Annotated in this window: 14 protein-coding genes and 4 pseudogenes; 2 read left to right on the forward strand and 16 right to left on the reverse strand. The window is 39.2% G+C overall.

The genetic code is table 11. The features are described 5' to 3' along the window. Positions 1 to 3 precede the first annotated feature (3 nt). The 6 genes and pseudogenes from ACHUFZ_RS05915 to ACHUFZ_RS05940 form a co-directional block, all read right to left on the reverse strand. Positions 4 to 2691 (reverse strand): CS1-pili formation C-terminal domain-containing protein, encoded by a 2688-nt coding sequence (locus ACHUFZ_RS05915; protein WP_394126321.1) that lies wholly within the window; start codon positions 2689 to 2691, stop codon positions 4 to 6. Between the two features lie 26 nt (positions 2692 to 2717). Next, a complete protein-coding gene (locus ACHUFZ_RS05920; protein ID WP_394126322.1) occupies positions 2718 to 3251 on the reverse strand; it encodes a hypothetical protein in 534 nt (177 codons plus the stop codon). A gap of 73 nt (positions 3252 to 3324) precedes the next feature. Then, positions 3325 to 3894, reverse strand: a complete 570-nt coding sequence (locus ACHUFZ_RS05925) for a hypothetical protein (RefSeq protein WP_394126323.1) — start codon at positions 3892 to 3894, stop codon at positions 3325 to 3327. Between the two features lie 186 nt (positions 3895 to 4080). After that, a complete protein-coding gene (locus ACHUFZ_RS05930) occupies positions 4081 to 6990 on the reverse strand; it encodes an Ig-like domain-containing protein (protein ID WP_394126324.1) in 2910 nt (969 codons plus the stop codon). 267 nt (positions 6991 to 7257) lie between these two features. Beyond that, positions 7258 to 8179, reverse strand: a pseudogene (locus ACHUFZ_RS05935) (IS5 family transposase). 91 nt (positions 8180 to 8270) lie between these two features. Next, positions 8271 to 9377 carry an OmpA family protein gene (locus ACHUFZ_RS05940; protein WP_394126325.1) on the reverse strand — a complete coding sequence of 369 codons (1107 nt, stop codon included), beginning with the start codon at positions 9375 to 9377 and terminating at the stop codon, positions 8271 to 8273. Positions 9378 to 9617: 240 nt separating this feature from the next. Between ACHUFZ_RS05940 and ACHUFZ_RS05945 the strand changes: the two genes are divergently transcribed. Next, on the forward strand, positions 9618 to 9800 hold the full coding sequence (locus tag ACHUFZ_RS05945; RefSeq protein WP_394126326.1) for a hypothetical protein: 183 nt from the start codon (positions 9618 to 9620) through the stop codon (positions 9798 to 9800). Positions 9801 to 9824: 24 nt separating this feature from the next. Here the strand turns inward: ACHUFZ_RS05945 and ACHUFZ_RS05950 are convergent, their stop codons facing one another. The 10 genes and pseudogenes from ACHUFZ_RS05950 to ACHUFZ_RS05995 form a co-directional block, all read right to left on the reverse strand. Beyond that, positions 9825 to 10721: a hypothetical protein gene (locus ACHUFZ_RS05950; RefSeq protein ID WP_394126327.1), complete on the reverse strand. Its 897-nt coding sequence runs from the start codon at positions 10719 to 10721 to the stop codon at positions 9825 to 9827. A 308-nt stretch (positions 10722 to 11029) separates the two neighbouring features. After that, positions 11030 to 11980 carry a helix-turn-helix domain-containing protein gene (locus ACHUFZ_RS05955; RefSeq protein ID WP_394126328.1) on the reverse strand — a complete coding sequence of 317 codons (951 nt, stop codon included), beginning with the start codon at positions 11978 to 11980 and terminating at the stop codon, positions 11030 to 11032. Positions 11981 to 12087: 107 nt separating this feature from the next. Beyond that, positions 12088 to 12396, reverse strand: coding sequence for a hypothetical protein (locus ACHUFZ_RS05960; RefSeq protein ID WP_394126329.1), 309 nt, complete (start codon positions 12394 to 12396; stop codon positions 12088 to 12090). Positions 12397 to 12692: 296 nt separating this feature from the next. Next, positions 12693 to 13614 (reverse strand): annotated as a pseudogene (locus tag ACHUFZ_RS05965) (IS5 family transposase). A gap of 127 nt (positions 13615 to 13741) precedes the next feature. Continuing rightward, positions 13742 to 14175 (reverse strand): annotated as a pseudogene (locus ACHUFZ_RS05970) (IS5 family transposase); the annotation flags it as partial. Positions 14176 to 14254: 79 nt separating this feature from the next. Beyond that, positions 14255 to 14347, reverse strand: a pseudogene (locus ACHUFZ_RS05975) (IS200/IS605 family transposase); the annotation flags it as partial. 192 nt (positions 14348 to 14539) lie between these two features. Further along, the gene (locus ACHUFZ_RS05980) at positions 14540 to 15583 is read right to left on the reverse strand and encodes a GMP reductase (protein WP_394126330.1); all 1044 of its coding nucleotides are present in this window, start codon (positions 15581 to 15583) and stop codon (positions 14540 to 14542) included. A 524-nt stretch (positions 15584 to 16107) separates the two neighbouring features. After that, positions 16108 to 17736, reverse strand: coding sequence for a methyl-accepting chemotaxis protein (locus ACHUFZ_RS05985; RefSeq protein WP_394126331.1), 1629 nt, complete (start codon positions 17734 to 17736; stop codon positions 16108 to 16110). 275 nt (positions 17737 to 18011) lie between these two features. Beyond that, the gene (locus ACHUFZ_RS05990) at positions 18012 to 18947 is read right to left on the reverse strand and encodes a porin (protein ID WP_394126332.1); all 936 of its coding nucleotides are present in this window, start codon (positions 18945 to 18947) and stop codon (positions 18012 to 18014) included. 168 nt (positions 18948 to 19115) lie between these two features. Beyond that, the gene (locus ACHUFZ_RS05995; RefSeq protein ID WP_394126333.1) at positions 19116 to 19556 is read right to left on the reverse strand and encodes an Lrp/AsnC family transcriptional regulator; all 441 of its coding nucleotides are present in this window, start codon (positions 19554 to 19556) and stop codon (positions 19116 to 19118) included. 146 nt (positions 19557 to 19702) lie between these two features. Here ACHUFZ_RS05995 and ACHUFZ_RS06000 point away from each other — a divergent pair, with 146 nt between their 5' ends. Beyond that, the gene (locus tag ACHUFZ_RS06000; RefSeq protein ID WP_394126334.1) at positions 19703 to 20287 is read left to right on the forward strand and encodes a LysE family translocator; all 585 of its coding nucleotides are present in this window, start codon (positions 19703 to 19705) and stop codon (positions 20285 to 20287) included. The last annotated feature ends 86 nt before the right edge of the window (positions 20288 to 20373 follow it).

Raw genomic sequence — 20373 nt, forward strand, 5'->3', positions numbered from 1 at the left:
AAATCACCTGATAACTGTGTAATTTTGAACATGTTTACTATCTACTACATATTCCTGTATTCTTGCGACCAAACTTTTTAAGGAGACTAACTCTATGGAATTTACATCATCCTCTGAAAGCACATGTGCAAATAAATGAATGTTATCACCAAACTTATAGTCGTCAATACGAATTCCTGATTCCAATATATCTTCCTTAATATTTCGTGGAACCGGTTTTTCTCTAATCCCAAGATAATAAATTAAATCACCTTCCTTTCCTAACCCCTGCATAACCAACTGTGCGCCATTATCTTTTTCCTTTATTGTTGGAAAGCAGTAACTTGTACCATTCATATTATCAAGTCCGAAGTCTTTTAGAAGACAAACTTGGTTATTTGAAACTATCTTAAATCTCTCTCCTTTTACTACTGATATATTAAATATCCCCTCACCAACGTTACTAATACTCACGCAAGCTTTGCCTAAACAGTCGACATTGTTTAAAGGTTCGTTATTAAAATCAGAAAAGTATGTTAAAAAATCAACAATCTCAGTAACTTTGTTGTTAATAACCTTCACAGTACCTGGATAGGAAAACATATGGTCATGTGGTATACTGTCTTTTGCACCAATAAATCCGCTCACCTGCGTGTCAATTGCTATATCGTAATCTGAATAGCTTTTTAAATTAACAATAGTATTGTTACCATAGATTTTATGTCGCCTAATATATCCTCGATCAGAATTTAGTGTCACTAGACCTATATCAGATAGTTCTTCTGTTTGAATGGTGGTGTCATTATTAAGTATTAAGTATGAATCAGATTTTTCATTAGTAAAATGAATCCCGTTTTTACTCAACACTGTTGTGAACTCTAAATTAGAAGACAGAGCCCCTGCTTCTTTTTCTGTTATATAACCAAAGGCGTTCCCTTTGAAACTATCATTACCGAACGCAACATTTCCACCAAAAGTTACATCCGAAGAATAAAGGTCGACATAATGAGAAATGTAAGGACTTGCATATAAGTCTACATTGCCCAAACGGTAACTTCCTGCTTCATAACTGACTGTGTTAGTGAACCTTGTATTAGAATCCTGAAAATAGTCGAAACCTGTATTATAATTTAAGGTTTTTCCTAAAGGGAATGATATATTCATACTTACAGAATGATCGTCAATCTTAGAGTTACCGTCGACGACATCCTTATTATATGAATATCCAAGTGTTAAGTCAGTGTTAGTGAATATCTTACTATTATGATTTAGTGACAAACTTAATATTTCTAATGGATTTTCCTGTTCGCTGGTAATATCTTCTTTGTAAATACTTAAGTTTACGCCCAAGTTCCCATATATAAACCCTGATGTGTACGAAAAACCAGTCTGTGAATAACTATTGTCACCATACCGCACAGCTGTTAAATTTGAAGGTAAAGAACCATTACTTAGTGTCAACTTTCTGTAATCGAGTGATAAGCCTAAAATCCCTGCATTAATGTTTATTAGTGTGCCATCGGCAAAAGCACCAATAAATCCGCTTGTATTTAAACTATTCCCCTTAAAATTGTAACCAAAGCCTAAATGAACAGTTTCTTTATCAAACTGAGTTTGAGCATTAATCAATAGCCTTCTGTCCAAAAATGAGCCGACAAAAGATGTATCTACATAATCGGATGAGTATTGGTTTATGCCACTCTCGAAGTTAGACTTCTTAAAAGAAAAACTATAATCATACCCTCTTTTTGAAGTGTACCATGGAGTGTTGTTGATAATTTTTTTGTATCTTTCCTCTTGGTATCCATCCGGCTTAACAATCAATATTGCGTTATAGTTACCAGAAGGTAACTGGCTATAAGGTATAAAATTCTGACCGCGTAATACTGAACTGTTATAGATAACTTTACCATCTCTTACTAAGGTAACAAAACCTGCTCCTTTCATATCGAAGTAGATCTTTCCAACTTCATCTTTTCTCTTAAGTAGCAAATTGTCGTTTGAATAATAAGACAAATAACTTCCGTGTACATCATAAGCATAATCAAATGTGCTAGTTGAATTATTGACTGTTGGAGATGCCTGGTTTCTATATCCTGCAGTTATTGACGCTCCTTGAAAGTCGTATGTGTATGAATATTTGTCAATTTCCAAGTTGAAATCGTTTGATATGGTCGTGTCAAGTTCAAAATGTCCTCTGCCAAGACCAAGAGTTGATTGAGTGCTCAATGAACCAATAAAATTATCACTAGCAGAAGTAGTGAATAGCCTGTTATTTACAATCAGAGCAGTCGAACTCGGTTCTTGTTTTGTAAACTCTAATTTATGATAATCTCCATCCATATACTCTGATGGTACATGAACAATAGCTGTGTTATAGTCCGGCAGGTACTCAACATATAAATCTTGTTTAACTAGATACTCAGATATTGAGGATATGTTTTCAATTATTTCATTGACATATTTTTTTTTGATACCAGACTCGGATAACCCTTTTGAAGTTAATTCAATATCTACAAAATTTTTGATATGTTGAAAGTTTGCATCTACTTTTAACTTAATTTTTTTTTGGTTTGGTAGTTCAAAAAGAATATTCTTTCTCTCATACTTATAAAAATGTTGAAAATCCTCAGGAACGTACATCGCATTTACATTTGAGACCCATAACACAAATAAAATCGCACAAACTGGTATAAATATAATATATTTCATAACGTAACACTTACTTCAGTTCACACTTAGAAGTCTAAGCCAATATTTAATACAACTTCCCCAGAACAAGGTGTGTTTTTGAAATCAACTATTGAACCGATAGAATCAAATATTATTTCAAACTTTTTGTCCACCCAAAGATAAGCATCCGTCCTATAGAAGTCATCAAGCAACATCGTGTCAGTTGAGTTAATTTCGATACCATTTATATAATATTTAGCAAAACCATTAACAACCTCATCACCATTTAACCTTTTACATGAACTCACTAAATTCGTTGCTATTATTTCATAATTTGGAACTATTGGTGACGAAGAAGGAATCGAAGTTTTAATTATTAATCTAGTTTCTTGATTTTTTAACTGATTGTTTCTAGGGTCTACTTCAACAACCAAATTATTGTTGGAAAATTCAAACCTTTCTATCCTATATGAAAAGAATTTATTATTATCTATTTCTGTCGATAATTTCACAGACCTAGTTAATAGCTGTGAACTATAAGCAGTCGTAGAAATCAATAATATTGAATAAGCATAAACAAAACTCCTACGATTAAACATTAACATTCTCATATTATAGCTAGTAAACAACATGGGCCGCATATTGCGGCCCGAATATACGTATAATTATCGATTAGTTTGTGATGTATGATGCATCAACTCGAATTACAGCTTCTGCTGTAACGTTCTCACCACCAGTTAAAGTTGGGAATGATTCACCATTTGCATTATGAATAGTCCAAGATGTAACCGTCGCAACAGTTTCTTTACCTGCAGAGTCCACTGGACCAAGAGTGCCTTCTTTTAGTTGACCAGAAACACCTGATAAATCGGTACCTTTATCTGATTCAAAGTGCGTGCGCTCTACTGCATAACGCAATGTTCCTACAGTAACACCTGTAGATTTACCTACTTCAAGTAGCTCTCCGATTGTACCGGTGTTTGCATCAAATGAACGAATTTCCATTACAATTGGTTCTGAATCAAATGTACCGTCGTTATTAATTGTCAATGCTCCGTTATCTAGAGCCGCTTTACCACCTTGACCAGTAATTGTCATCCACTCACCGTCAGCAACGATTGGCATTTCCGCAGACCATTTTAATGTAGCACTAGCTGTATCAGTATCGCCGTCTTTTGGTGCAGCAAAAACTGCTGTCGAAATGCCTGCCAATACTAATGAGGCTAAAGTTAACTTTTTCATATTTTCTCTCTTAATATAAATAAAATAATTAATTCTCGCTTTGCGACGTATCGCATTAAGCTCAATCAAATAATAACAACATCAAGACCACTCAAATTAGCAATTGACTGTAATTTAAATCACCAATGCTAAGACTTAAAACCAAGTAATCTATACAACAAGATTCATTTCAAATTATTTGTAATTTTAATTCGGCGAATAGCAAACAATAAAAGCTCTACCATTTGAAACATTTGATAGTTCCTGTCTAGCGTTGATTAAATTATATGCATCTAAACGCTTAGCACCACTTTTGTCATACCAACGCTCGTTAGAATATGGAAAAACTGTTGGCCAACCATATTTTGACATATCACCCAATTTCTTCGTTATCTCTGACACTCTAAAATAAGTATTGTTTGGTTCCTGACTTCTAAAACTTCTCCAGTTAGTTCTACCTGCGAGTCTTATATCATTATATGCTTTACACAAACCGTGTGTACTACCTTTAAACGCCGTATCATTCCAATGCCCATAGCTTGCGCCTATCCTCACGTATCCATTATAAGTTTGAGCAACCTGTTTTCCCTGTGATAAATAACTACTTAGGTTTGTTCGACTTACAAGTGTGTTCCAAAACGTTGAACTCGTTCCTGCAGTGATTAATCCCTTACTACTTAGAGTAGGATAACTTGCAATTTTGACACAATTACCACTTGAGTTATTTCTTTTATCATTTATGACACCACCACAAATATAGCTCGCGAAATTTACTTTTTTCGTTTTTTGGTTATTACCATAGGTGGCCTCAATATCACATTGATATCCGTTTGGATAATTCTCCGGGATCCCTGAAAATGTTATGTTGACATCAGCATGTCCTTCGTTGTTGCTAACCACACTGACGGGGATATCGAAGGCATTATTATTGTTAATCAAGCACAATCTGTCTGATGAGAGATAATTAACCGTCACGCCTGCCTTACCGTTGTTGTCGACATCTTTCATTATCGCTCTAACAACATTTATACCATCTCTTATACTTTCATAGTCCTTTACAACAACTAAATCAGTAAACTGAGCGACTAAAAACGTCACTATGCTACTTTTGTGAAACAAAACGTCATCAACAGCACGCAGGTAAGATGAAGACACTTCGATAGATGTGTCATTAATAGGGATTATCGTGCTAGCCCACGTTATATCAGCCCGCTGTCTACCACTAGCATCAGTTTCGGTGTTTTTTACTCTAATATCGACATCTGGACTTGAGGTAACGAATGAAATCGACTCGAACGGAACATTATTGTCATTAGCATCAATTAGAGATGCGGTTACCTCATTACTTTCTGTATATATATTAGCATAATCAATTGTGGTATTTTGGTATAGTTCAGCTGTCTTCGCATCTCCAATAAATGAAATATTTATCGTTCTAGTTTGAGATTTAAAAGTAACTGTTGCTGTAAATGATTCTGCTTTTAAGCTAGATAGTTCAAAGACCACAATTCCGTCAGAATTTGTCATTACAGTCGAAGCATCGATTGAAGACTCAGCACTTGAAGGTATAGATATACTCACGAATTCATTAGCTAATGGACGATCATTAAAAGTTAGCTTAACTACTATCTTTGCTTTGTCACTCTGGTCGGCAACAACGTTAGTAACATCGGAAGCGACAGTATCGATATCAAACCCAACAACACCGACGCACGTAACGTAATATCCAGTATAAACTTTAGACGCTTGTTCTTCTCCAGTGTCTAATCTAACCACCGTATTAGAGTCATTCGTCCAATATGCTAATTCTGTTGGCCAATCTTTAGAAACAGGGGACTTATTCGTGTAAAGTTCTTTTAATTCAGTAGTGCTAGGCAGTCTACCTAGCGTTCCACAATAATCTTGAGCCATATTATGATTAAACGAAGCAATCCAAAGCCCTTTCATATTATTTGCATTATCATCAAAATTTGAGTCGGTATATGCAACATTTGAGATAATAGCATCGGTCGTACTTAATGGAGCGTTAAATAGCTTTAATCGATCCCAAATTGAATCCCAATCACCTTCAGTAGCGGGATCACTGACATTAACTTTAATCAAACCAACGTCGTATCCCCCACGGTGGTCTGAGACTATGACGTTGACAAAATAAGCCCCAAGCATCGGAGCTTCAAATACAAAGCTCTTGTTGTCTGTATCGACAAGACTTGTCAATTTAACATTTGCACCGAAAGCACTTACATATATCAACTGGTAGTTGTCGTCAACGTTCGTTACATATTTCTCGACGGAAATCTTCTTCGGCTCATTCACGACTATATCATCAAGAATTTCAATTTTCTTATCGATAGATATACTTTGTACAGAACCTTTGCTAACAGTAACAGTAAAGGTTCCTGCTAGCATTTCTCCATTCAATTTTTTTAGCGAATAGGAGATTCTTTCATTCCCAACAAATGAGCTAGAAGGGGTATAAGTTATGGTTTTCGCGTCTGGGTCGACGACAACATTAGAAGTGCCCGCTAATGGAGTGATTACTACATTATCAGTTAGTGAAAAGCCTTCAAGAGACGCATGTTCCCCGGCTTTGATTAATTCCTGTTCTATATCGACAACTGTTTTTGAATTTTGAAATACTGAAATGCCAAAGGGTACAAGTTCCACGTCCTGAGAAGGCGTTGAACTCATAACGACTCGTTTATAACCTAAAGTGTCTCCTATTAGATGAACATCTGGAGAAAACTCCTTTAGCTTAATCTTGTATTGGTAATCACAAACTATAGATTCATTACTTTCAATTGTGAATCCTTGAACGTCATACTGTTGAATATCGCAATTATGATCATTATTTAATGTTTTGACTTCGTCGATTTGAACTTCTCGATTTTCAGATAGTTTAATATTTTTAAGTAACGAAATCTGATGTCGATTTTGCTCGCCGATTGTATAAAATCCATAATCGTCCATTATTGACGCTGTCACAAAAGTGTCGTGATGCTCTAGGATGCTCCCCCCTAGTCCATCTACATCATTACCGCCCTCGTTACACCCCGTCAAGGCGAAGAAACTGACAGATGAAAAACATATTAAAATACTACGACAAGCAGAATTCATTATCACCTTTACCCTATTAACATGTAGTCTTAATAATTATTACAAAACACACACAACAATAAGTTAGCATGATCTGTTTTTTCTTTCTCATCGTGCTAAGCACACTTAGCTCAACCACTTTTATAAAGCGAAGTAGACATCAATGTGCTTGCCCCGAAATTGTGATAAACTATACAGTTGAAGTTATATTGACTATATATTTAATCCTACACTTGCTTTGTTTCCTTACTCGGTTTTAGTTAAAAACGCGCCTAAAATGACTAGTTGTTAGGCTATTACTACTGTTTTAGGCATACCTAACCCTGTCAGCTTATTTAACGCTTTTATCATGGCGTAAGTCTCACCAACCTGCGCATTGTAACTTCTTAAACTTAATGTACCGCTGAGCAGTTTTCTTCACACGGAACATCGCCGTCTCTGAGAGCAAACGTTTATGGTAGCCGTACTTCTTTTTCCAATGCTCATTTTAACCATATAGCTTCTGACAGCCGACCGCTAGATTGCGGGGATGACCTTGCTCCCAGAAGGCTGCGCCTTCCCTCGGAGGAATAAGCGGAACAGCATTTTTGAGGCGAATAGCTTCGTAGCACAACCTTGTGTCGTAAGCACCATCGCCAGATATTTCATTGATTCTTCGGCGAGTCTGTTTGAGTAAGTTTGGAAGTGCTTCTCCGTCACTTACATTCGATAAACTTAATTCAGCGGCAATGATTTCATGCGTGTTTGTATCGACCGCTAAATGTAGCTTTCTCCAGACTCGACGCTTCCCATCAGTGCCATACTTTTTGACTTTCCATTCGCCTTCGCCGTAGACCTTCAGACCAGTCGCATCAATGGCTAAATGCTGGATAGCTCCTTTAGTTTTTGGCTTGAACGCGACGTTGACCGTTTTGGCTCGCTTGCTAATGCATGAATAATGAGGGCATGACAATGGCAGTTGAGCAAGCTTGAAAACAGAATTGATGAATCCTTGCAGGCCTCTCAACGGCATTGAAAATACCCGTTTGACCATAACAGCCGTCGTAATGGCTAAGTCACTAAACAAACGAGGTCTGCCACGGTTACCTTGCTTGACCTGTTTCCAGTGTTGGATTGCCTCTTCATCAATCCAAAACGTCAATGAACCACGATTGATTAAAGCTTGGTTATATTGCTTCCAGTTAGTTGTTTTGTAGCGAGGCTTGGCCATTGTTCTAAGTATTTGAGTGAACTTAGCTGATCAGATCTTCGGTTAATGAGTTAGTTCCCTGATTTAAGAAACAAAGCCTCTTACACTATTATTATTCGAGTGAAGGGATCGTTAGTTCAACTCTGCGGTTTTGAGCCCTGCCTGATTCGAGAGTATTACTTGCAACGGGATTCGACTCACCAGCTCCACTGACGTTTATCTGTGAAGGTTTTACCCCAAAATCGATAAGCGTGTCCGCAACAGTTTGAGCTCGCCGTAAAGAAAGGATTTGATTGTATGAAGCCGAACCTACTGAATCAGTATGGCCAACTATATTGACTTTTGCGTTAACGTGGTTCAAAAGAATATCGGACACTTCTTTTAGCTCCTCGCGAAAAGCCTGACCAATAGCGGTAGAGTTAGCATCAAAAGCATATGCACCACCAGTTGAATGTGAAGAAAAAATAAATTTTATAGGCTTTATCTCTTCTACTTTCAACTCTTCAATAACACTCTTTGGTTCAATTTTTTCTTCAAACGTACGATTAGTTTTTAACGCTTTGGCTACAGTCTCGAGGTTTGGTTCTTTCTCGATATTTAAAGGAGATTTACTGTTGAACTTATAATTTAACTCTAAAAGTAACCCGTAACTATCATACCTATAAACCTCTGACTTACCGACATTGTGTATATATTGGTAACCTATATTTAAGCGTAGGTTTTGATTAATTTTATAGTTAACCCCAACACCAAAGCTAGGAGAGACTCCAAAATATCCGGGAAATGAAACCTCCCTTGTACTTTTTTCAATGTACCAATAAGCCAAACCAAGACGACCATATATATCTAACTGGTCTTGTAATGCAAGGTCATAACGCAACGCACTGTTTACAAGCCATGCCTTTACATCTTCTGACGTTTGATTAAGGTGCATATCAGGGAAGTGTTGATAACCTCCTTCTAAATGCCAATTTTCATCAAATTCAAGGCCAAACTGAAACCCCCCAAACACTCCTTTTGGTGCGGGTTGGTGATATGTATCGCTAAGGACCATGTGCCCCCCCAGCATTATTCCAGCATAAGGAGTGACTTCAGCCACTGAATAAAAAGGCAATAGAATTAGCGTAAGTACCATACTCCGTAAGTTCATCTTTCCATTCTCTGAATTAAAAAATAAGAATATAGAGAGTGGTGAATGAATAAAATTAGCAGCAACCATCGCAATAGTCACCAAATGCTAAAACAAAATTTGGCCGATGTTATAATGCAGAATTTCAATTATAAGCGGTAGGAGAAAGGCATTTTTGCAAGACGAAACAGTGCTAAATCACGGAACAAATATATGCCAATGAGAAAACATAAGCACAATTAGCACCAACAACCGTAATAACACAACAACGCCTACAATTGACACAGCTACTCGTAGATAATCTAAGCACACTCATTATAGGAGGTCAAAATGAAACCATCTAAACTAACTAACATACAAAACCAGTTAACGAACTTAGATCATAATGAACTATCAAATATATTAAAGTTTATCCAAGCTGAATTAAGAGTCAAAGCTCCAGAATTTAACAAACGAATTATAAATGATGAAGAAAGAGAGTTTATATTAAATGTCCTAAGCACTCAATCTTAATAAAGTTATATAAAACGAGGGCTATTAAAAGCCTAATTTAAGAGTACCTAACGAAACCCCCGAACTACTAAGCCTTTCAAAATATTTCTTATAAGATCTGTTATGTTGTTTTATTAAGGTCAAAACAATCACATTGCTAAATAATTTCTCAGTTTCAAAACTATATAGATAAAGATTTCCTAACTCGTGGTTTTTCTTACTAGCGATCAACTCCCCACCAATTTTTTCGAAATACTGCATGCCAGCACTTCCTCTTACTGTAAAAATAATTTTTTTCCGATCAAAGAAGTTGCGTAACAAATGGTTAAAAGCAAAAGAACTAATTATCTCACAGTGATCACTATTTTTAAAAAAAGACACACCAAACAACACACTGTTTCGTGCATCAAAATCTACACCTGCCGTACTCAAAACTTCGCCTGCACTGTCATGAAAAAATAAACATGACTCCGCACAATTCTTTTGTCCAATGTAAAAGACATTAAGCTCAATACCTATGCCTGCCATGTCTAACTTCTCTTGTAATGCCTTCAGAGTTGAAAACTGAAATACATAAGAAAACAAATAACGGCATTTGGTGTTTTCTTCTCTCAAAAAATACAAACTGTCACCGCAATTAGGGTTTCGTATTCGATGATAGACTGAATCAAACTGTTCGGAGTATTGTTCAAATTGCCGAATGGCCTTTCCACTTGGCATTGGAGTCATACATGAATCCAAATAAAATGGCATTTCGTCGACAAAATCAGCTATCAACAACTGACGATATAACGACGGCGAAGTGTTGCCGTTAACCCAGCGACTTAAGGTTATTTCATCAAGTCCATTAAACTCCACATACTTTAATTGAAGCCCCGTCAACAACTCCCTTCTAGACGTATTAGCCAATATCACTTTTTTAAGGAAATCACTAAATTCCACTCTAATCACCCCTTAACTTTTATCTTGCTTCACGTAATCAGACTAATCTTATGAGTTTCTCTATCATAGCATAGATGCGCTCTAATTTGAGAAGCATATTGATTGCCATTTTCGGATATCAAAAATAAGACAGTGACCACAGGCCAATATAACATCAATCGCAGTGCATTATTGTGTTACATACTAAACATGTGTGTTGGAGTGGGGACGGAAGCTACTCATGGTAGACAAAGCCAAGCTCGCACTTAGTTTTCAGCAACTTCCTTTGTAAGATAAAGAGTGTATTTTATGAAGCTGTTGTGTAGGATTCAAGAATATTGGCTAATAACATGCTCAATCAAGTTACATTTGTTACAAGCATCTTTATAACAAGTGGATAAGCACGTTAGCCTTTCCTTGACTAGAGGAAAAATTACTGGGCTTGCTATCGCCTTTATAATATCAATCCGCACTAGATAAACACCGTTGTTATCATCACCCCTTGGAGGATAGAACTTTAACTCTTCAGCACCATAAATTTGCTTCGTAAATTCTAGTATTGGGTAGCTCATCAAATGCACGTAGGCATACCTTTTGTTTGGCTTATTCATAGTAGTCAAATAATAACTGATAGCAACAACAATCAGTTCGAACATTTGACGAGTATTATTGAAATATGCCAGCTTTAATAATATCCCTTCTTCAATTTCTTTTTCATCCAAGCCAGAAAACACATCGAGTTCTTTGAGTAAATCAATCTTTCTTAATGCCAACCAATGACCTACGACTCCACCATCTGAGTTTTTGAGTAAGAAAACTTCATAGTTCATAGAATCCTTATTTTTTACAATCAGTTTTCTTAGGGCATTGATAGCAGATATGTTGTGATAAAAGTCCCCTAACATTCTCACATAGTCGTCGTACTGAATTGAATGCACCTCACACCTAACTGAACTTAACTTGAGATAAGATAATGCGTTCATTGATTGGTCAATGATTCTTTCAAGCTCCTTTAAGGCAAAGGCGACTTTGTGAGAAACCCCTTTATTTTCAACAGATAAAATAAATTTTACCAGATCTACTTCTAGGCACAAAGCTATCCTTAACTGCCTTTCAATAGGTGGAACACTTTTACCATTGAACCACCTTGATAAAGTTATCGCGTCCACCCCTTGGAAATTTGAATAGTCTTTTAATTGAAGCAATGCTATCAGCTCTTTTCGTGAGAGCTCTTTATCCTCAGTCCATTGATGTAATATATCTTTAAAAACCATCATCATTTATTGTAAATAAACATCAAATGACATTATTACATAAATTAGCTGAAAGCCGTTAGCACGACACGCACCAACAATCCAAGCATGCTAACAAACACACACTCGTTTTCCTACATAACTGTCGGAGTGTAAAGATAATTCTCCCTTCCACTTTCATGCCTTGGTCTAAAGTAATGTTCAAACCTTCTATCAAAGCTTCCATTTTTCACATCTATATAAAGTTGTTTTTCTTTATCGCTTAGTACTAACTTGCGTGACTCTCCCTCACTATGCCCCTGCTCTTTAAGAGCATATATTTTAATTCTATCCTTAAGTGTGATGTCAAAAAGTTCAATCGCTAAAAAATGACCTATGTTCTCAGGTGAAAGTCTTTTAACTATTAATAAATGAATTAAGTTCTCGGATGTTTTTCCATTCATAGCACACCATTGATAGCTTTAACATTAACTTCATACTACAAAATGGACCTACCGTCCGATTAGCATCACCAACAAAAATTTAACACCCGTGCTTAAAACATATCGATATTCAAGTGCTCTATTTACAAAAAACAACTCTGAACCAATCTTAACTATCTGTTTTTTTTACACATATTAGAGACAATCTTCATAGTAATTGATTCATAGACCACCTCGTATTGTTTGTGTCTATAAATACACATGGCTTTGTTTCCTTACTCGGTTTTAGTTAAAAACGCGCCTAAAATGACTAGTTGTTAGGCTATTACTACTGTTTTAGGCATACCTAACCCTGTCAGCTTATTTAACGCTTTTATCATGGCGTAAGTCTCACCAACCTGCGCATTGTAACTTCTTAAACTTAATGTACCGCTGAGCAGTTTTCTTCACACGGAACATCGCCGTCTCTGAGAGCAAACGTTTATGGTAGCCGTACTTCTTTTTCCAATGCTCATTTTAACCATATAGCTTCTGACAGCCGACCGCTAGATTGCGGGGATGACCTTGCTCCCAGAAGGCTGCGCCTTCCCTCGGAGGAATAAGCGGAACAGCATTTTTGAGGCGAATAGCTTCGTAGCACAACCTTGTGTCGTAAGCACCATCGCCAGATATTTCATTGATTCTTCGGCGAGTCTGTTTGAGTAAGTTTGGAAGTGCTTCTCCGTCACTTACATTCGATAAACTTAATTCAGCGGCAATGATTTCATGCGTGTTTGTATCGACCGCTAAATGTAGCTTTCTCCAGACTCGACGCTTCCCATCAGTGCCATACTTTTTGACTTTCCATTCGCCTTCGCCGTAGACCTTCAGACCAGTCGCATCAATGGCTAAATGCTGGATAGCTCCTTTAGTTTTTGGCTTGAACGCGACGTTGACCGTTTTGGCTCGCTTGCTAATGCATGAATAATGAGGGCATGACAATGGCAGTTGAGCAAGCTTGAAAACAGAATTGATGAATCCTTGCAGGCCTCTCAACGGCATTGAAAATACCCGTTTGACCATAACAGCCGTCGTAATGGCTAAGTCACTAAACAAACGAGGTCTGCCACGGTTACCTTGCTTGACCTGTTTCCAGTGTTGGATTGCCTCTTCATCAATCCAAAACGTCAATGAACCACGATTGATTAAAGCTTGGTTATATTGCTTCCAGTTAGTTGTTTTGTAGCGAGGCTTGGCCATTGATCTAAGTATTTGAGTGAACTTAGCTGATCAGATCTTCGGTTAATGAGTTAGTTCCCTGATTTAGGAAACAAAGCCAATACACATTCCAAAAAAGCTATAACTTATTTGCTGTGTAATGTGAGATAATCGGTCGCTTCCCGTCAGTGCCATGCTTCTTGACCCTCCATTCACCTTCGCCATAAACCTTGAGACCTGTCGTATCAATGGCTAAATGCTGTATTACACCTCTAGTCTTTGGTTTAAATGAAACCTCGACTTGCTTAGCTCTTCGACTGATACAACTGTAATGTGGACAGACTATAGGGACGTTAGCCAAAAAAAAACAGAATCGATAAACCCTTGCAATACTCTCAACGGCATTGAGAAAACTCGTTTCACCATAAGCGCAGTGGTAATAGCTAAGTCGCTGAACTGACGAGGTCTACCACGTTTACCTTGTTTACTCTGCTTCCACTTGTGAATGGCTTCTTCATCAATCCAGAAAGTGAGTGAATCACGGTTGATTAGGGCTTTGTTGTACTGTTTCCAGTTCGTTGTTTTGTAGCGAGGTTTCGGCATGAGACTAGGGTAATTAACTTACTTAGCCGACCAGATCGTAAGTGTCTGATTTAGTTCCCTCGAATTACGCAACAAAGCCACCATAGAACACCGGCCTTCGGTACTTAGGCGCAAAAGCTACATGATATTTACAATTCCATCGCGTGTGCGCTAAGCTCTTTTCGTCCCCCATTGGTACCCCCTTTCAATTCTTAATTAACTCTTGCAGTTGCCAGACCACAAGACGTTTTTATCAAATTGAAAGGGGTTATTTAACTTGTAGCTGTAAGCTGTACAGAACCCCCAGCCTAGCTGGGGGTTCTGTACAAAAAAGAGCCGCAATCAGCGGCTCTCATTAATTCGTATTTTCCGAATAATCGTCAGATTACTCTTTACCGAATACGTTGTTCTCTTGCTCTTGTACGCGGATGAAAGTCGTACGCTTAGTTAGCTCTTTAAGCTTTGCTGCGCCTACGTATGTACACGTTGAGCGTACACCACCAAGGATGTCAGAAATTGTATCGTGTACTGTGCCGCGGAATGGCAGAAGAACGGTTTTACCTTCAGCTGCGCGGTACTTAGCTACGCCACCAGAGTGCTTAGCCATAGCAGACTGAGAAGACATCCCGTAGAACTTCATGAACTGCTTGCCATCTTGCTCAACGACTTCACCGCCTGACTCTTCGTGACCTGCTAGCATACCGCCTAGCATTACGAAGTCAGCGCCGCCGCCGAATGCTTTAGCAACGTCACCTGCACATGAACAGCCACCGTCACCGATGATCATGCCGCCAAGGCCGTGTGCTGCGTCACCACATTCGATGATTGCAGAAAGTTGCGGGTAACCAACACCAGTTTTAACGCGTGTTGTACATACAGAACCTGGGCCGATACCTACTTTAACGATATCTGCGCCCGCTAGAATTAGCTCTTCACACATGTCGCCAGTTACGACGTTACCTGCAGAGATAACTTTGTTCGGGAATTCTGCACGAACTTTCTCTACGTATTCAACTAGGTGCTCTGAGTAACCGTTCGCGATATCGATACAGATGAAGATTAGCTCTTCAGATAGCGCCATGATTTGCTTAGTTTTTTCGAACTCAGCGTCAGACGTACCTGTAGAAACGAATACGTTGTTTAGTGTCTTCTTGTCTGCGTTCTTAACGAAGTCAGCCCACTGCTCTACTGTGTAGTGCTTGTGTACTGCTGTCATAACACCGTGTTCAGCCAATGCAGCTGCCATTTCAAAGCTTGCTACCGAATCCATGTTCGCAGCGATTACAGGTACACCAGACCATTGACGGCCGCTGTGCTTGAATGTAAACTCGCGGGTTAATTCAACTTGAGAACGACTTTTAAGAGTAGAACGCTTCGGGCGGAATAGTACATCTTTAAAGCCTAACTTAAGTTCTTGTTCGATACGCATGATAAATTTTCCTGTAATCAAATTTACGTGTCGTGCGTTTTCGGTAAACGTTGGCAGACGCTTTACTGAGTTTCGGACACAAAAAAACCGGAGCGTTGGCAGACGCTCCGGTTTTCAGCATTATAGGTCGCGATTTAATTCTCGCAAGACTGATATTTTCAATTTTTTTGTGATACAGTCCGGTTAAGTTGCATACCTAACCCACCGCAACTCTTTCTATTTTCAATACTTTCCCCTTCAAAACAATCACTTAGCTCAATTCATGTAAAACGTTTGCGCAATCCTTTTCGTCTCACTATTGAAAGTATATTGACCAAACGAACCGTTTTTTACCTGAAAACACGAAAATATCACCGAAAACTGCCCCTTTAGACTCATCACTAAATAACAAAAATAAGTACTGTTTGGTTGATTTTTAGACATTCAACAACGTTTTTCTTCGCTTTGCCCTTCAAGGCACAAAATCGAGATACAAAAAAAGCAGAAGCCGTTACCGACTTCTGCTCTTGTTTTTCGTTAAAGCGTTACAGTTTGAAGAAAGCTAGCTGTGCTTTCTGCTTCTCTGCAAGTGCTGATAGTTCGTTACTTGCGCTTGCGCTTTGGCAAATACCCGAAACGTTTTGATTCACAAGCTCAGACATGTTCACCACATTGCGGTTAATGTCTTGAGTCACTTGTGATTGCTGCTCTGCCGCTGTTGCAACTTGGGTATTAGCGTCGTTAATGTTAGTAACAGACTCTGTAATACCTTGTAGTGCGCTGTTTGCTTGCAGTGCTAGCTCGTTGTTCTTATCTAGCATCTCTAGGCTTAACTGCATGCTGTCGTTTGCTAGACCAGATTGCTTCTGAAGCTCTTCGATGATCGTTTGGATTTCACCAGTAGACTCTTGAGTACGCGCTGCAAGCATACGAACTTCATCCGCTACCACAGCAAAGCCACGTCCAGACTCACCCGCACGCGCCGCTTCAATAGCAGCATTCAGTGCTAGCAGGTTAGTTTGCTCAGAAACGCCACGAATCACTTCAATCACGTCGTTGATTTGCTCTGACTGCTCTTTTAGCGTTAGAACAACAGTAGCCGCTTCATTAAGTGCTTGGCCCATTTGAGCGCTTGCTTGGTTGCTTTCTTCAAAGATATCTAGGCCAGATTTTGCAAGTTGGTCTGCTTCGCGCGCTGTTGAATCCGCTAGTTGCGCGTTGTCACTCACGTTATCTGCTGTGCTTGATAGCTCATTAACTGCAGAAGCCACTTGTTCGATTTCAGCCAGTTCTTGCTGTGCGTTGGCTTGAGCTTGCGTCATTACTGCCGCCAGTTCTGTCGATGCTGAAGCCACCTCTTCACTGATACGCGTTAGCTCGTTAACTGTTGCATGAAGTTTTTCAGCTGTTTCGTTCACATCTTCGCTCAGGTGTGCAATTTCGTTGTCACCATCTACGTCAGCACGTACAGATAGATCGCCCGCAGCAATTTTACGCATCACTTCTTGTAAGCGTTGAATTGGCGTCACGATCATACCTGATAGTACCCAAGCAACCAGTAGCGAAATAGCTAGAACAGAAAGTACAAGAATCATCGCAAGGTTTTGTACCTTTGCGTTTTGTACTGCACTGTTATCCATTGCAGCTGAAGCGAACGTATTTACTTTCGCAGATAGCTTATTGATGCTTTCAACCATCTGGTTGCCAGAATCACGGTATTGAGTGATAAAGTTTGAGTACTCCTGCTCGCTTACCGAACCTTGGTCACGACGTGAAAACAGTTCAACCGCGCGGTTAGAGAACTGGACGTAGTTTTCAATAGCACGGCGCACACCATTAACATCTTCACGGAAAGTGGCGCGACGCGCCATCATATCTAGGTCTTTCTGAATTTGAGATAAGCCAGTTTTTAACTCACTCAGAAAAACATCACGGCGCGACGAATCGTAAATCGCGTAAACCGCACTGATTCGTAATGGGTATACTTGGTCATCAATATGAGCCAGTTTATCTTTATAGAACACTAATGAGTCTGTGTTTGAAGAGATGATCTCTTGCTCTGCTTCTAGATTATTCTTAGTAATCCAAAGAGCGATTAACAGCGCGAAAGTGGTAAATAGTACAGGTACCAAGACCTGCGTTCGAATAGACAAGTTTTTAAGCGATAATTGCATTATTTTTCTCAATCAAGTTTTGTTTGATTTCATCCTTGATCTGGGAATATTCCCACAACATAAAGGGCGCGGAGTCTAGCACAAATAACAGCCGAAATGACAAACAACCACTTAAAAAATCTGGATTTTTTTCTTTAACCGTTTGCGTGCGCTGTTATGCCCTAGATTCCATATGCAACCGATTTATAAAACATATGCTTCCATCCCTCTTTGACCCAAAACAAAAAAAGGCCAAGCAATGCTTGGCCAATTAGCTGAACTTCAGGCAGTTCGAGTTAGAAATCGTAGCGAATACCCGCTTGTAGTTCGTCTTCTGTATTGTCTAGCTGCTGGAACATGTAGCCTACGTACGTGCGAAGGTTACCGTTAAACTTGTGCTCCACTTCTAGCGCAATGTGATCCGTTGTGTCTGTGTTATCGACTTCTTGGTAGTTGTACACGGCGATTAGCGAGGTTTTTCCTAGCTTGTATTTTGCGCCAAGCTCGAACATATTCGCATCGAACTCTTGGTTTGCCGTTACTACAGTACCATCACCATAGATTGCAGCGAGCGTTAATGCGTCTAGCTTGAAGCTCGCACCAAGGTTGACCTGATCTTCAGACTTATCACCTTGATCTTGAGTTGTGTAGCCAAGTCCTAGGTCAAGACCAAAGTCAAAACCGTAAACCGCAGACAGACCGAAGCTGTCGTTATCTTTTTGGTCTGATGCGATGTAGTTCGCTTTAACGGTTAGCGCTTCAAAGTTGCCGGAGTAAACAAAGTTGTTTTCGCGCTTGTCTTTGTTCGCACCAATAAGGTCTGCGGCTGCTTCATCAAACGTGTTCATTAAATCCGTGAAGTCGGTAACCTGAACCTGCGCAGAGTCTTGTTTGCCGTAAGAGAACTCGCCAAAGTTAGTACCGAAACCTGCGTATACGTAACGGTTGTTGATGGTAGAGCTTGAGTCTGTACCGACTTCCGCTTCATATTTACCAAAGCCGTACAAACCGTCAGATAGCTCTGTTTTACCTACAAAGTTAAAACGTGCACGAGACTTGTCATCAAATGAGCTGTCCGTCGCTGATTCGTTTTCGTCAGAGATATTGAAACGCGCTTCCGCACGACCGCCAACTTTTAACTCTGTGCCTTCTGATTTGTAAACTGTCGCTGCTAGTGAAGAACCTGATACTAGGGCTGCAAATACTGCTGACGCTACCGCTGCTTTTTTCATCTTATTTACCTTGCATTTATAATGAGCTTCTGTGCTCGAACTGTGTGATGCGAGATAAATTAGAGGGATAGCATTAAGCTTTAATTGCTAATCCATTACGATTAGATGGCGATTAAGTGTATGAATTATTACAGATAGTACTATTTAGCCTGCATATTCACTCACTTGCTATCGTTCGTCTTTCGATGAGTCCATCACTACCATGGTGGTGATCGATTGAACGTGTTCACACTCGCCAAGAACATCAGCGTGAAACTTCTTATAGCTAGGTAAGTCACGAGTCTCTACCCGGAGAAGGTATTCGTTAGCGCCCGTAATGTTATGGCATTCGACCACTTCATCAACGAACTTGACGTGTTGTTCAAACTCTAGTTGTGATTGCTTGCGGTGGCTCGATAAGCCGATAGAGACGTAGGCAATGAAACCAACACCAAGCTGACTGCTATCAATAAGTACCCGATAACCTTTGATCACGCCTTGTTTTTCAAGTTCTTGGACTCTTCTTAAGGTTGCAGAGGCTGATAACCCAATCCTTTCAGAAAGCTCTACATTGGTGATTCTTCCGTCTACTTTAAGCTCTTGCAATATTCTTTCGTCAAACCTGTCCATGCCTATCCTTTATTGCGTAATTTTCCCTTTGAGTTCGAATAAAAGCATAAAATTGCTCACAAATCCACCTACTATAAGTGTGACCGGTCAAAACACCCTTTTTCACGCAATTATCTTGCGTTCGTTGAACTCATAAGGAAATCAATATGGAATTCGAACAGCTTAGCGCACTGGTGCTATTTGCTTTTGTCTCTACGTTTACGCCCGGTCCAAACAATTTAATGCTGATGACTTCCGGTGCTAACGTCGGTTATATGCGCACCCTTCCCCATATGAGCGGTGTCGCGTTTGGGTTTGCCTTTATGGTTCTTATTGTTGGCCTAGGCCTATCGTCAGTTTTCACCGCATATCCCATTACTCATACCGTGCTTAAGTACGTTAGCTTGGCATATTTGGTCTATTTAGCAGCAAAGATCGCATTGAGCGGCCGCGCAAAAGATGTCGAAGATTTTAAACCAATGAGCTTTTTTGGTGCTGCCAGTTTCCAATGGGTCAACCCTAAAGGTTGGTCAATGGCCTTAAGCTCGGTAACGCTATACAGCAACGGCGGTGGTTGGTTTGAATTGGGTATTATTTCAGTAACGTTTCTACTGGTTAACTACCCATCGGGCACCTTTTGGATTCTGGCTGGACGTGAGCTACAACGCTGGCTAACCAATTCATTTCGTGTTCGTGCGTTCAATATTTCGATGGCGGTACTGCTAGTGGGTTCTACCCTGCCGATGTTCTAAATAGTCAGTAATGTAAATTTGTTTAAAAATGCTATTCAATTTACGATTCTGTTGTTAAGCTAAATGCGAACAAGAACAATTATCGA

Origin of the sequence: Vibrio hepatarius, from assembly GCF_043642085.1 — a bacterium.
GTDB lineage: Bacteria > Pseudomonadota > Gammaproteobacteria > Enterobacterales > Vibrionaceae > Vibrio > Vibrio hepatarius_C.

Bases quoted from the DNA above. Each gene is read 5' to 3' on its own strand.
- ACHUFZ_RS05960 (WP_394126329.1), bottom strand. From the start codon at position 12,396: ATGAATGGAAAAACATCCGAGAACTTAATTCATTTATTAATAGTTAAA.
- ACHUFZ_RS05915 (WP_394126321.1), bottom strand. From the start codon at position 2,691: ATGAAATATATTATATTTATACCAGTTTGTGCGATTTTATTTGTGTTA.
- ACHUFZ_RS05940 (WP_394126325.1), bottom strand. From the start codon at position 9,377: ATGGTTGCTGCTAATTTTATTCATTCACCACTCTCTATATTCTTATTT.
- ACHUFZ_RS05980 (WP_394126330.1), bottom strand. From the start codon at position 15,583: ATGCGTATCGAACAAGAACTTAAGTTAGGCTTTAAAGATGTACTATTC.
- ACHUFZ_RS05985 (WP_394126331.1), bottom strand. From the start codon at position 17,736: ATGCAATTATCGCTTAAAAACTTGTCTATTCGAACGCAGGTCTTGGTA.
- ACHUFZ_RS05945 (WP_394126326.1), top strand. From the start codon at position 9,618: ATGAAACCATCTAAACTAACTAACATACAAAACCAGTTAACGAACTTA.
- ACHUFZ_RS06000 (WP_394126334.1), top strand. From the start codon at position 19,703: ATGGAATTCGAACAGCTTAGCGCACTGGTGCTATTTGCTTTTGTCTCT.
- ACHUFZ_RS05925 (WP_394126323.1), bottom strand. From the start codon at position 3,894: ATGAAAAAGTTAACTTTAGCCTCATTAGTATTGGCAGGCATTTCGACA.
- ACHUFZ_RS05920 (WP_394126322.1), bottom strand. From the start codon at position 3,251: ATGTTTAATCGTAGGAGTTTTGTTTATGCTTATTCAATATTATTGATT.
- ACHUFZ_RS05995 (WP_394126333.1), bottom strand. From the start codon at position 19,556: ATGGACAGGTTTGACGAAAGAATATTGCAAGAGCTTAAAGTAGACGGA.
- ACHUFZ_RS05930 (WP_394126324.1), bottom strand. From the start codon at position 6,990: ATGAATTCTGCTTGTCGTAGTATTTTAATATGTTTTTCATCTGTCAGT.
- ACHUFZ_RS05955 (WP_394126328.1), bottom strand. From the start codon at position 11,980: ATGATGATGGTTTTTAAAGATATATTACATCAATGGACTGAGGATAAA.
- ACHUFZ_RS05990 (WP_394126332.1), bottom strand. From the start codon at position 18,947: ATGAAAAAAGCAGCGGTAGCGTCAGCAGTATTTGCAGCCCTAGTATCA.